We start from the raw sequence: 13,044 nt of genomic DNA on the forward strand, positions 1-13,044 counted from the left end.
CGGATTTGGCAGGCGCAAGCGAGCGAAATGATCTAGGAAACGTCCTGCAAAGGAAAGGGAACAGGCCTTCGGAATCGCTGATTTTCCTGTGCGAAATATCGACAGGATCTTCACTTACCGCTTGTTCAACCCCCGCGCCAACCGATCCCCGCCCAACTGAATCACCGCCACCAGCGCCACCAGCAACACAATCACTGTCAACATGATCTGGCTATCAAACCGCTGATACCCATACCGATAGGCAATGTCCCCCAACCCACCCGCGCCAATCGCCCCGGCCATGGCCGACGAGTTGATCATCGTCACCAGGGTAATGGTGAACCCGCCGACAATCCCCGGCAGTGCTTCCGGCAACAACACATGCCAGACGATGTGCCAGCGCCGGCAGCCCATGGCTTGCGCTGCTTCGATCAAACCGTGGTCGACCTCGCGCAAGCTGACCTCGGCAATGCGCGCAAAGAACGGCGTAGCCGCGATGGTCAGTGGCACCACGGCAGCCCAGACGCCGTAAGTGGTGCCGACGATCAAGCGCGTGAACGGAATCAATGCCACCATCAAAATCAAGAAAGGAACCGAGCGGAACAGGTTCACGAACGCACCCAGTGCACGGTTCAGCGCCGGGGCTTCGTAGATGCCGCCCCTGGAGCTGGTGACCAATATCACGGCCAGCGGAATACCCGCCAACAGTGCGATCAGCGACGACACGCCGACCATCAAAAACGTGTCGATGAAACCCTGCAGCAAGCGATCAAACCACATAGCCCAGTACCTCCACCTGTTGCGCCCAATGGCCGGCGCGTTGACGCAATTGCTCGGCACCGAGAGATGAGCCTGTCACTGCCAACAGCAGTTGCCCAAGCGCATGACCCTGAATCCGTTCCACGCCACCCTGCAGCAATCGCACACGGCCTCCGAGGGCGCTGAACAGTGCCGCCAGGTCCGGTTCGTCGCGTTGGCTGCCGGTGAACTGCAAGCGCAGGACCACGGCGGCGTCCGAAGAGTTTGGCTGCGCCTGCAAACGGCTTTGCAGCTCTTCCGGCAATGCGTATTGCAACGGCGCCAGCAGCGTCTTGCTGACCTCATGCTGTGGATTGCCGAAGACTTCCCACACCGGCCCTTGTTCGACGATGCGCCCGTGTTCCAGCACCACGACCCGATCACAGATCTCACGGATCACCGCCATCTCGTGGGTGATCAGCACAATGGTCAGGCCCAGGCGTTGATTGATCTCGCGCAGCAGGCCGAGAATCGATTGCGTGGTCTCCGGATCCAGTGCCGAGGTGGCTTCGTCGCACAGCAGAATTTCCGGGTCATGCACCAGCGCCCGGGCAATGCCTACACGCTGTTTCTGCCCGCCGGACAACTGCGCCGGGTAAGCCTTGTATTTGGCCTGCAAGCCCACCAGTTCCAGCAGTTCACGGACTTTCTGTTCGCGTTTTTCCTTCGGCACACCAGCGACTTTCAATGGCAGTTCGACGTTTTGCCAAACGGTCTTGGCCGACATCAGATTGAAGTGCTGGAAGATCATGCCGATGCGCCGACGTAGCGTCACCAGGCGGTCTTCGTCGAACTCGCCGATGTCCACTTGATCGATCAGCACCCGGCCGCTGCTCGGCTGTTCCAGGCGATTGATGGTGCGGATCAATGACGACTTGCCGGCGCCGCTGCGACCGATGATGCCGAACACTTCGCCACGCTGGATTGCCAGGTCGATGCCGTGCAGGGCGGCCACCGGGCCTTGCTGGCCGTTGTAGGTTTTACCCAGGCCGATGAAGCGGACGTGGGCATGGTTGAGTTCGGGATGCAGCTCAGTGCGCTCGGCGCTTTGCGGCTCTGGAATCTCCAGTCGCCGTTGGATGGCGGCGGTCATGTTCAGCTTTCCCAACCGGCTTGATAGAGCTTGCCGTGAGCTTTATCCAGCGCGGCGCGCACAGCGGGTGAGTGTTGGTAGATGTCGACGAACTTGATCAGGCGCGGGTCGGTTTTGCTCTTGGGCTGGATCACGAACTGAATCACGTACTCCTTGTGATCAAGGCCGTCGAACAGCAGCGCGGAGCCCGCATCGAAGGTTTTCGACAAGCGAATGTAGGCCGGGTAGCCCTGTACCAGATCGGCATCGTCATAGGCGCGTACCAGTTGCACGGCTTCGACCTGGAGAATCTTGATGTGCTTCGGGTTGGCGATGATGTCTTCTTCGGTGGCCTTGTAGCCGACGCCGGGCTTGAGGGTGATCAGACCTGCCTTGGCCAGCAGCTGCAAGCCACGACCACTGTTGATCGGGTCATTGGCGATTGCCACGCTGGCGCCTTGGGGCAGTTCGTCGAAGCTTTTGTATTTCTTCGAGTAGAGGCCGACGTTGTTGATGATGCCCGGCGCGAACGGCACCAGGTCGAAACCCGAGGCGGCCTTGGCGTTTTCCAGGAACGGGATGTGCTGGAAGTAGTTCACGTCGATGTCGCCAGCGGCGAGGCTGACGTTCGGCGCGATCCAGTCGCTGAACTCCACCAGCTCGACTTTCAGGCCTTGTTTGCCGGCTTCTTCGACGGCGGCTTCAAGGGGAATGGCGAATGCAGCGGTGGTGCCGATTTTCAGCGGCGCGTCGGCGGCGAAGGTCACCGAGCTGAACAGGCCGAGGGCCAGGGCCAGTGCTTTGACTGGGTGGGAGAGGTAGTGCTTTTTCATGATGAGTTATCCAGTCAGTGCATTGATTTTTTAGTGTCTGGTCGGGCCTCATCGCGAGCAAGCTCGCTCCCACAGTGGATCTCGGGTGTTCACAAACCCCCTGTGGGAGCGAGCTTGCTCGCGATGCTTTTAGCGTCGGAAAGCCGAGCCGGTGTGCTGCTGAGGCAGATGCGCCTCCCGCTTAAACAGCTTTTCGCGCAAGGTGCCATTGTCATAAGCCGTCTTGTACGAGCCTCGCCGTTGCAACTCGGGAATCACCAGTTCGATGAAATCCTCATAGCTTTCCGGCGTGACGATGCGGGTCAGGTTGAAGCCATCCAGCCCGGTTTCGGCGATCCAGGATTCGAGCTCATCCGCCACTTGCTGCGGTGAGCCGACCACGGTGATGTAGCGACCGCCGAGGGCGTGTTGCTCCAGCAGTTTGCGTCGGGTCCAGTCGTTGTTTTGCAAGTGTTTGGTGGCGGACTGGATCGCGTTGCTTTTCACGTACTGGATCGGCTCGTCGATTTCATATTGGGAAAAATCGATCCCGGTGGACGCCGAAAAGTGCGCCACACCGGCCTCGGCACTGGCGTAGCTCAGGTATTCGGCGTGCTTGGCCCAGGCCAGCTCCTCGGTGGCACCGACGATCACGTTCAGGCCCATGAACACCTTGATGTCCTCGGGATTGCGCCCGGCGGAGGCGGCGCTGGCGCGCACCTTGTCCACCTGCTTCTTGGTCGATGCCTTGGTCTGTCCACTGATGAACACGCACTCGGCATGTCGCCCGGCGAACAGCAAACCACGATCCGAACTGCCGGCCTGGAACAGCACCGGTGTGCGCTGTGGCGAGGGTTCACAGAGGTGATAACCCTCGACCTGATAGAACTCGCCCTTGTGCTCGACCTTGTGCACTTTCTCCGGCTGCGCGTAGATCCGCTGCTGCGGATCGTTGAGCACCGCGCCGTTCTCCCAACTGCCTTCCAGGAGTTTGTAGAGCACCTCCAGGTACTCATCGGCCTGGTCATAACGGCGGTCATGCTCGACCTGTTCGCTCAGGCCCATGGCCTTGGCAGCGCTGTCGAGATAGCCGGTGACGATGTTCCAGCCAACCCGCCCACGGCTCAGGTGATCCAGCGTCGACAGGCGTCGAGCGAACAGGTACGGCGCTTCGTAGGTGAGGTTGGCGGTCAGGCCGAAACCGAGGTTTTTCGTCACCGCGGCCATGGCCGACACGAGCAACAGCGGGTCGTTGACCGGCAACTGGATCGACTCTTTCAACGGCACATCCACCGAATGCTGATAGACGTCGTAGACCCCGACGATGTCGGCGATGAACAGGCCGTCGAACAGCCCGCGCTCCAGCAGTTGCGCCAGTTCGGTCCAGTATTCGATCGTGTTGTAGCGGGTGGACGTGTCACGCGGATGCGTCCACAGGCCATGGTTGATGTGCCCGATGCAGTTCATGTTGAACGCGTTGAGCAGGATTTTCTTTTTCGCGGCGGTCATCAAATGGTCCCCCGCAGCGGCGGGTTTTCATCATTGAGGTAGTAATTGCCGACGGCGTGGTACTTCCAGCGCACCGGATCGTGCAGGGTATGCACCCGGGCGTTGCGCCAGTGGCGGTCGAGGCCGTGTTCGATCAGGGTCGCCTGGCTGCCGGCCAGTTCGAACAGTGTGCTGCCGGCGGCCAGGGAGATTTCGGTGCTGAGGGCACGGGCTTCGGCGACGGCAATCGACGCGGCCGCGACGGTCTCGGCATGCGTGTCGGCCTGGGCCTTGTCGAGGAATTCACCGGCACGTTCCAGCAGTGCCTCGGCAGCGTGCAGGCGAATGCTCAAGTGGCCGAAGCTCTTGAGGGTCAGCGGATCGTCCGTGGCTTTTTCGTGAGTGGCGTCGATCCACGGCCGGGTTTTGGTGCGCACGAAGTGCAGCGCATCTTCATAGGCGGCGCGGGCGATGCCGGTGTCGATGGCGGCGTGGAGAATCTGCGCCAGCGGGCCGACCGGGGTCGGACGCTCGAAGGCACTTTGAAACGGGATTACATCTTCGGCCGCGACGTAGACGTCTTCGAACACTACTGAGCCGCTGCCGGTGGTGCGCTGGCCGAAGCCGCTCCAATCGTCAATTACGGTGAGGCCCTTGCTGTTGTGCGGGACGAACGCCAGTTGTTGCACGCCGTTTTCATCCACCACCGAGGTGGGAATGCGCTGGGCGTAGATCGCGCCGGTGGCGTAGAACTTGCGACCATTGATGCGATAGCCGCTGGCGTCGCGAGTCAGGCTGGTGACGCGATCGTGTGCGGTTTTGGTGCCGAGTTCGGCCAACGCATTGCCGAAGCGCTGACCGGCCAATACTTCGGCGTACAGGCGTTGCTTCTGCTCGTGGCTGCCGTTCACCCGCAGTACTTCGAGGGCATAGAAATGATTCTGCGGGATCTGCCCCAGGGAACCGTCGGCCCGGGCAATCAAGGCGATGACCTTGGCCAGGGTGACGTTGGAAACACCGGCGCCACCGTATTCCTTCGGCACGCTGATGCCCCACAGGCCCGAGCGGGAAAACACTTCCAGTTCCGGGTGTGGCAAGCGGCGTTCGCGGTCGCGTGTGGCGCTGTCGCGTTTGAAGTCTTCGGCAAGGTCGCTGGCGACGATCAGGGCTTGCTCATCGCTGGTGATGACCGCGATGTGGTGAGAACTTGTCATGTGTTTCTCCAGAGCTCTGGTAAAAAGTGTTCTGGTCGTCAGATCCAGGAATGGCGATTAGGCAGCGTGCCGTTGAGGCGATAGGCACCGATGGCGTGGTACTTCCAGCGCACCGGATCGTGCAGCGTGTGCACCCGGGCGTTGCGCCAGTGGCGGTCGAGGTTGAATTCGGCGAGGGTCGCGCGGCTGCCGGCCAGTTCGAGCAGCTTTTCGCTGGCCAGCAACGAAATCTCGGTGGTCAGCACTTTGGCTTCGGCCACGGCAATCGAGGCGCGAGCGGCGGACTCGGCGGTGAATGGTGCGGCGCTGACGTCATCGAGCACTTGCCCGGCCTTGCGCAGCAGCGCTTCGGCGGCGTGCAATTCGATTTTCAACCTGCCGATATCGGCGATCACGTAAAGGTCATCGCTGGCCCGTTCGACCTTGGCGTCGATCCATGGCCGGGCGCGGGTTTTCACGAAGTCGATGGCGTCGTCGATGGCGCCTCGGGCGATACCGGCGTCGATGGCCGCTTGAATCAGTTGCGAGACGGCACCCTGGATGTTCGGCGTGTCGTTGATCCGCCAGTTATCCACCACCAGTTCGGGATCGACCTGCACGTTGTTAAGCAAAATCGTGCCGCTGGCGGTGGTGCGCTGACCAAAACCGGACCAGTCATCGACGATGCGCAATCCCGGTGTGCCGCGACGGATGAACGCCAGCACTTGCTTGCCGTCATCGTTCAACGCTTTGACCGCGACCCAATGGGCGAACAGTGCACCAGTGGAATAGAACTTCTGGCCATTGAGGATGCCGTCAGCGGTGATGCGCGCCTTCAGTTCCAGGGTGTTTCTGGTGCCGCGTTCAGGCCCGGCATTACCGATGCGCCAGCCCTCGAGGACGCTTTTGAACAGCTGTTTTTTCTGCACTTCGGTGGCGCTGCCGAGCACCAGATTAAGAATGCCGAACTGGTTTTGCGGGATTTGTCCGAGTGCCGGGTCGGCCGCGGAAATGATCGCGAAGACCTCGGCCAGGGTGACAAACGAAACCTGCGGGCCACCGTACTCGCGGGGGATGGAAATGCTGCCCAGGCCGCTGCGGGTGAACAATTCGATTTCCGACCATGGCAACTTGCGCTGCTGGTCGCGTCTGGCCGCTTGCAGGCGGGCGACTTGCGCCAGCTCGTGGGCGGCGCTCAGGGCTTGAGCATCGTTGCGCAAGACTTGCGCGGGCAACAACAATGGGGCGACGTCCACATCACTCTGGACGATTGCATCTGCCAGACTGGACATCAGTGCCACTCCTTGGCTGCACGCAATGCCCTGGCGGTCTGCACTGGGGTGATTGTGTTCCGGACCATACCTACCTCACATCTTATGGAAGCGCCGCTTGTGGCCGCGCATGAAAACAAGAATGTCCGGTGGTCCGGTTTATATACCCTAAACGTGTATAAATATTTTATGAACTAACTTTTAGGAATATGCATAGAAGGGCGTTCTCGGGGTAGAACGCAATCCCTGTGGCGAGGGGGCGGTCCGACAAGCCCCCACGCCACAAAAATATGGTGGGCACAGTCACTGCCGTCACTGTCTGCAGGGTTCAGCGGCCTTGAGGTGCTGTTTCTTCGGGACTTTCAGATAAGGATTGGCGCAACCGATCTTCAGCGTCCGTGCCGGTGCCCAGCGGGAGTTGTTGCCTACCCGGTCCAGGATGCAGTAAGTCACTTCCAGCCGCAGGTCTTCACCGGCTTCGAGGATGATGGCTGCAGGTATCCAGACCTGAATCGGCTGACCCACATCAGCGGACTTGAGCCGTGGCAGGTCCATGCGCACATCGCCCCAGCGCAGGGTGATCTCGTCGTCGACAGCCATGTTCAGGTACGGCTCGATGGTCAACGGCACACCGCGTTTGATCTGATTCGGGTTGACCCCTTGGCGGCGAATTGCCTCGGGAATGCTCACTGGTGCCAGGCACTGGTTTTCATCGCCGCACAGCGCGGAGGGTTGGCCGCCTGGGCAGTCGAGTTTGATCTGCACGTTTCGGCTGGCCGATACCGCCGGACCACGGCCAACTTGCATGACCCGGTAGTGAATGCGGGAGGTACCGTTGGTGACAAAACTTTCAGGCACCCGCAACTGCACCGGTTGGCCGACATCGCTGGCCGTCAGCACGCAGGAGGCCACGTAGCAGTTGTCCCAGAACAGTTCGATCAGGTCGCCTTCGTCCATGGCGGGGTAGGGCGCTACCTCGATCAGCAGGTGAGCCGCGCAAGTGACGTTGATGCCGGTCTTGTTGGATTGCGCCAGGGTCGGGGCTACAAGCCCGGATTTGTTCGAGGTGCTTTTCATAAAGTCTCCTTGAAGTCTTGCAACGATGTCCGTTTCTGGAAAATCAAAAACTAAATATCGAACAGCAAAACCGTTCATTACTTTGAATTGAAATAATGATTGAGCGTGACGAGTGTCGCTGATTGGAGACTAGATAAGAGTTCTTTATAACCAGTGTCAATGAGATTTGTTAGTTGTGGGTGGTGTTTGATGCTATTCAGAAAGTTCCTACGGTGACAAGTAAGTAAACCATGTCGCCGAGTCGACTTTATCCGCTTAAAGCCGCGCTATGGGGTCGTGTCGTGGCAAATGGTCGGTCATTCCATGCGACAGGCGACCGAACGAAATAACGCGATTTAATTATTGCGAAGCTTATATATGTACCGCACGCGCTTACAAAGCAGGCGTGTCGAATATATAAGTTTAGTTTGATATTGCTGAGGTGTTTTTTTCAGAGGGTGTCACTTCCATCCATGGAAGTTTACCGTTGCTGCGCAGGTTTGTTAGTTGTGAGCGTTATTCAAAAACTTGCTCAGGAACTGCTTGGTTCGCTCTTCTTTCGGGTTGGCAAACAACGCCTTGGCTTCGCCTTGCTCGACGATCACGCCCTTGTCGAAAAACACCACACGGTTGGCCACGTCCCGGGCAAAGCCCATTTCGTGTGTAACGATCACCATGGTGCGCTTCTCTTCGGCCAGGCCGCGGATGGTCGCCAGCACCTCGCCCACCAGTTCCGGGTCGAGAGCCGAGGTCGGCTCATCGAACAGGATCACTTCCGGTTCCATCGCCAGTGCCCGGGCGATCGCCACGCGCTGTTGCTGGCCACCGGAGAGACGACGCGGGTAAGCGTCTTCCTTGCCCGCCAGACCGACCTTTGCCAACAGTTTTTTACCCAGGGCAACGGCGTCGGCGTGCGGGGTCTTCTTGACCACGATCGGGCCTTCGATGACGTTTTCCAGCGCCGTGCGATGGGGGAACAGGTTGAAGTTCTGGAACACGAAACCTACGTGCTGGCGCAAACGCCGCACMAGGCTCTGCTGCTGGTTCAGGGGACGGCTGGTATCGACTTCGATATCGCCGACCTTGATCCGGCCGCTGGTGGGTTCTTCCAGAAAATTCAGGCAGCGCAGGAAGGTGGTCTTGCCCGAACCACTCGGGCCGATGATTGCCACCACCTCGCCTTCCCTGACCTCAAGATCGATGCCGTTGAGCACGACTTGACCCTTGAACTGCTTTGTCAGTTTTTCCACGACAATCATTGGGTCAGGACTCCTGGTCGTGCCGATTGACCCGCGCTTCCAACTGGTTCTGCAGGTGCGAAAGCACCGTGGCCAGGACCCAGTAGATCAGTGCGGCGGCAAGATACATGGTGAAGATTTCGAAGGTGCGAGCGGTGATCAGCTGCGCCTGACGGAACAGTTCCGGCACCTGGATGGTGGCGGCCAGCGCGGTGTCCTTGACCAGCGAAATGAAGCTGTTGCCCAGCGGCGGCAATGCGGTGCGCATCGCCTGCGGCAGGATGGCCCGGCGCAGGGTCTGCGCGCGGGTCATGCCGATACTGGCAGCCGCCTCCCACTGGCCGCGCTCGATGGAGCTGATCGCGGCACGCAGGATTTCACAGGCGTAGGCGGCCATGTTCAGCGAGAAGCCGATCAGGGCCGCCGGCAGCGGATCGAGTTCCAGACCCAATTGCGGCAAGCCGTAATAGATTACAAACAGTTGCACCAGCAACGGCGTGCCGCGAAAGAACGACACGTACATGCGGGCGATCCAGCTGACCAGTTTGAAGCGCGACAGGCGCATCAGCGCCAGGCCGAACCCCATCACCAGACCGAAGAACATCCCGCCCAGGCTGAGGATCACCGTGTAGTACGCGCCCTTGAGCAGAAAGGGCACGGAGTCCAGTGCGAGTTGGAAAGCTTCTCCCATTATTGAGTGACATCAGCGCTGAAGTATTTTTCCGACAGCTTTTTCAGCGTACCGTCGGCACGCAGCTTATCGATGGCCTTGTTCACCGCGGCCAGCAGTTCAGGCTCGCCTTTGCGCAGGGCAATGCCGGCCTCCTGTCGGGAGAACGCATCACCGGCGGCGGTGGTGTCCTTGGCCTTCTTGGCATATTCCAGCGCGGCCAGGCGGTCGATCAGAATGGCGTCGATACGGCCGACACGCAGGTCCTGGAACTTGGTCGGATCATCTTCGTAGGTGCGGATGTCAGCCTTAGGAACATTGGTTTTGACCCACTCTTCGTAGTTGGTGCCCAGGCCTACGCCGACTTTCTTGCCAGACAGGTCGGCGGCGGACTTGATGTTCAGCTCGGCGGCCTTCTTCGTCAGCACCAGTGCCTGAATCCCGGAAACGGTGTAGGGCTCGGAGAAGTCATACTTCTTCTTGCGCTCTTCGGTGATGGTCACCTGATTGATCACTGCGTCCAGACGCTTGGATTCCAGGGCGGCGAGGATGCCTTCCCATTTGGTCGGCTGCAGCTTGACCTTCACGCCCAGCTCTTTGGCCAGGGCTTCGGAGAACTCGACTTCGAAGCCGGCCAGTTTGCCGTCGGCGTCGACGAAACTGAACGGTGGGTAGGTGCCTTCCAGGCCGACGTTGATCACGCCTTTGTCCTTGATTTGTTGCAGTTGCTCACCGGCAACCGCCTGGCCAATCAGGCCGGCGCTCAGTGCCAGGCCCAGCGAGCCCACCAGCAGATTGCGACGTAGTGCGGAAAAATTCATGACAAGCCCCTGTGTTTTCTTATGGAAGACGCTTAAGGAAAGTTGGCAAATTCGGGATTTTGACGACTGCGATATCCTGCCCTAAAGCAGCGTATGCGTCTCGTTACAAATTCGCCTGCGGCGTGACTATAAGATGACGCCGTTAGATAGGAAAATAATAAATATTCTATTTGTTATTCTTTATTTGAATATTAATTCAAATACGTTCCCACGCGAGCGCGGGAACGGTCAGTCAGAGAAAGTCTTTGTAGGCAAACAACGCCGGTGCCCCACCGGTGTGCAGGAAGATAATCGGGCCTTCGTCGAAACGCTGACGCCCGATCCCGTCCAGCAAGCCCGCCATGGCCTTGCCAGTGTAGACCGGGTCCAGCAGCAAGCCTTCCTGACCCGCCAGCAGCTTCACCGCCGCCAGTGTCCCGGCGTTCGGTTCGCCATAACGGGGGGCGAAATACTCATCCCACAACTCGACTTTGAAAGCGTCCGGCAGGTTCACACCCAGCAGCTCGGCGGTGCGTTCGGCCAAGCCTTGAACCTTTGGCCGCTGATCTTCATCGCTGCGCGAGACCGTCACGCCGATCACTGGCAGATCCGGCAGTGCTTCACTCAAGGCCAGCGCCAGTCCGCTGTGAGTGCCGGCGCTGCCCGAGGCCAGGACCACGGCGGCGAACTTCAGGCCCGTGTCCTTGATCTGTTCGGCCAGTTCCAGCCCGGCGCGCACGTAGCCCAGAGCACCCAGGGCATTTGAACCACCGATCGGTACCAGATAGGGCTTCTTGCCGTTGCTGCGCAGTCGGCCAGCCAGGGCTTGCAGTTGTTCGTCGGCGTTGTCGAGGTTTTCCACCAGTTCGACCTTGGTATCGAACAGGTCGAGCAGCAGCCGATTGCCGTTGCCGGTGTAATTGCTGTCGTCAGTGCCGAGAGGGTTTTCCAGAAGGGCTACGCAGCCCAGACCCAACTTGGCGGCAATGGCGGCCGTCTGGCGTACATGGTTCGATTGCAACGCGCCGGCGGTGATCAAGGTGTCGGCACCCTGGGCCAAGGCATCGGCGGCCAGATACTCGAGTTTGCGCAGCTTGTTGCCGCCCATCGCCAGCGGCGTCAGGTCATCGCGCTTGACGTACACCTCGCGGCCCAACCATGTCGACAGGCGTTCGAGTTTTTCCAGGGCGGTGGGTTGACCGAGCAGGTCGAGGCGGTTAAAGCGGGCGAGCTGTTGTTTGATCATGAGTCCGTACTGGCCGTGGAGGATTTCAGGACTATAGGCACGCCCAAAAGCCTGGGCAACCTTCAATCGCTTATAGCCAATCGATCTGAGCACAGCACTATTGGTTCTTAATTTGCCTCGCGACCCTTGCCGTAAAGTAATCGCCGTCAGTGCGGCCAGACAGTCCGGCCGCCCGTGAGGAGTTTTTACCGTGAGTGAGCGTTCCAGCCATTGGCAATTGCAGACCATCGTCAGCCAGCTGCGCACGGCACGTGAACAGTGGCGTGCTCAAAACGGCCGGGCCAGCGGCGAGCAGGGCGGTCGCGAATTGCCGTCCCGCGCAGCCATGGCGGACATTCTCGAAGCCCTGTGCGGCGCGTTGTTCCCGATGCGCCTGGGGCCGGTGGACTTGCGTGAGGAGAGTGAAGACTTCTACGTCGGTCATACGCTGGATGTGGCGCTGAATGCGCTGTTGGCCCAGGCGCGACTCGAATTGCGCTACGCCGCGCGCCACAGTGCCCAGGCCGATACCGAAGTCGAAGCCAGAACCATCCAGATCATTCAAGACTTCGCCCTCGCCTTGCCTGGGTTGCGCAGCCTGTTGGACACAGACGTACTGGCGGCCTATCACGGTGACCCGGCGGCGCGCAGTGTCGATGAAGTGCTGTTGTGCTACCCGGGGATTCTGGCGGTGATTCACCATCGGCTGGCCCACCATTTGTACCGCGCCGGTTTACCGCTGCTGGCACGGATCAGTGCGGAAATCGCCCACTCGGCAACCGGCATCGACATTCACCCCGGCGCGCAGATCGGCCGCAGTTTCTTTATCGACCACGGTACCGGCGTGGTGATCGGCGAAACCGCGATCATCGGCGAGCGCGTGCGGATTTATCAGGCGGTGACTTTGGGCGCCAAGCGCTTCCCGGCGGACGAAGACGGTCAGTTGCAGAAGGGCCAGCCACGGCATCCGATTGTCGAGGATGACGTGGTGATTTATGCCGGGGCGACGATTCTTGGCCGGATCACCATCGGTCAGGGTTCGACCATCGGTGGCAATGTCTGGCTGACCCGTAGCGTGCCGGCGGGGAGCAACCTGACCCAGGCGAATCTGCAGCATGATGATGGGGCGCAGAAGTAGTCTCCTGAATCTTCGCTGACTGTTCTGGCCTCTTCGCGGGCAAGCCCGCTCCCACAGGGTTTCCTGGTGTTCACAGCTTTTGTGTTCAACCCGGACCCCCTGTGGGAGCGRGCTTGCYCGCGATTGGATTTCAAACCGAATCGAGCCAGTGGCCCTGATCTAATCCTGCGTCGAACCCTCCCTTGAGCTAGCGTACAACCAGTACCGCCGAGCCCTGCGATTAGTCCTTAGCCCCCTATCCATGTTTAACTTGAACGTTCATTCAAGTTAAACCGGCGGTTCGCTGCCCGCTCACAACCGGAGG

Annotated in this window: 12 protein-coding genes; 1 reads left to right on the plus strand and 11 read right to left on the minus strand. The window is 59.8% G+C overall.

Annotation, left to right across the window (positions count from 1 at the left end):
- Window positions 1–114 precede the first annotated feature (114 nt).
- The 11 genes from AC1DRN_RS11820 to AC1DRN_RS11870 all read right to left on the minus strand — a co-directional run bounded on the left by AC1DRN_RS11820 (window position 115) and on the right by AC1DRN_RS11870 (window position 11,623).
- A complete protein-coding gene (locus AC1DRN_RS11820; RefSeq protein ID WP_108216106.1) occupies window positions 115–759 on the minus strand; it encodes a methionine ABC transporter permease in 645 nt (214 codons plus the stop codon).
- Complete coding sequence (locus AC1DRN_RS11825; protein WP_223462706.1) at window positions 749–1,870, minus strand: methionine ABC transporter ATP-binding protein; 1,122 nt, start codon at window positions 1,868–1,870, stop codon at window positions 749–751. Before AC1DRN_RS11825 ends, AC1DRN_RS11820 begins: the two co-directional genes overlap by 11 nt.
- Window positions 1,871–1,872: 2 nt before the next feature.
- Window positions 1,873–2,682 carry a MetQ/NlpA family ABC transporter substrate-binding protein gene (locus AC1DRN_RS11830; RefSeq protein ID WP_223462707.1) on the minus strand — a complete coding sequence of 270 codons (810 nt, stop codon included), beginning with the start codon at window positions 2,680–2,682 and terminating at the stop codon, window positions 1,873–1,875.
- Between the two features lie 129 nt (window positions 2,683–2,811).
- Window positions 2,812–4,170 carry an LLM class flavin-dependent oxidoreductase gene (locus AC1DRN_RS11835; RefSeq protein WP_223462708.1) on the minus strand — a complete coding sequence of 453 codons (1,359 nt, stop codon included), beginning with the start codon at window positions 4,168–4,170 and terminating at the stop codon, window positions 2,812–2,814.
- Window positions 4,170–5,363 carry an SfnB family sulfur acquisition oxidoreductase gene (locus AC1DRN_RS11840; RefSeq protein WP_223462709.1) on the minus strand — a complete coding sequence of 398 codons (1,194 nt, stop codon included), beginning with the start codon at window positions 5,361–5,363 and terminating at the stop codon, window positions 4,170–4,172. Before AC1DRN_RS11840 ends, AC1DRN_RS11835 begins: the two co-directional genes overlap by 1 nt.
- A 38-nt stretch (window positions 5,364–5,401) precedes the next feature.
- Entirely contained in the window at window positions 5,402–6,634 is a 1,233-nt protein-coding gene (locus tag AC1DRN_RS11845) for an SfnB family sulfur acquisition oxidoreductase (protein ID WP_223462710.1), read from the minus strand.
- A 291-nt stretch (window positions 6,635–6,925) separates the two neighbouring features.
- The gene (locus tag AC1DRN_RS11850; protein ID WP_223462711.1) at window positions 6,926–7,690 is read right to left on the minus strand and encodes a hypothetical protein; all 765 of its coding nucleotides are present in this window, start codon (window positions 7,688–7,690) and stop codon (window positions 6,926–6,928) included.
- A gap of 482 nt (window positions 7,691–8,172) precedes the next feature.
- Window positions 8,173–8,928 carry an L-cystine ABC transporter ATP-binding protein TcyN gene (tcyN, locus tag AC1DRN_RS11855; RefSeq protein WP_223462712.1) on the minus strand — a complete coding sequence of 252 codons (756 nt, stop codon included), beginning with the start codon at window positions 8,926–8,928 and terminating at the stop codon, window positions 8,173–8,175.
- A gap of 4 nt (window positions 8,929–8,932) precedes the next feature.
- Window positions 8,933–9,598 (minus strand): cystine ABC transporter permease, encoded by a 666-nt coding sequence (gene tcyL / locus AC1DRN_RS11860; protein WP_223462713.1) that lies wholly within the window; start codon window positions 9,596–9,598, stop codon window positions 8,933–8,935.
- Complete coding sequence (gene tcyJ, locus AC1DRN_RS11865; protein ID WP_223462714.1) at window positions 9,598–10,398, minus strand: cystine ABC transporter substrate-binding protein; 801 nt, start codon at window positions 10,396–10,398, stop codon at window positions 9,598–9,600. The genes tcyL and tcyJ overlap by 1 nt, the downstream gene beginning before the upstream one ends.
- Window positions 10,399–10,630: 232 nt before the next feature.
- Window positions 10,631–11,623: a D-cysteine desulfhydrase gene (locus tag AC1DRN_RS11870; protein ID WP_223462715.1), complete on the minus strand. Its 993-nt coding sequence runs from the start codon at window positions 11,621–11,623 to the stop codon at window positions 10,631–10,633.
- Between the two features lie 190 nt (window positions 11,624–11,813).
- Here AC1DRN_RS11870 and epsC point away from each other — a divergent pair, with 190 nt between their 5' ends.
- Window positions 11,814–12,740 (plus strand): serine O-acetyltransferase EpsC, encoded by a 927-nt coding sequence (epsC, locus tag AC1DRN_RS11875; protein ID WP_223462716.1) that lies wholly within the window; start codon window positions 11,814–11,816, stop codon window positions 12,738–12,740.
- The last annotated feature ends 304 nt before the right edge of the window (window positions 12,741–13,044 follow it).

This window comes from Pseudomonas sp. P5_B3 (genome assembly GCF_056400405.1).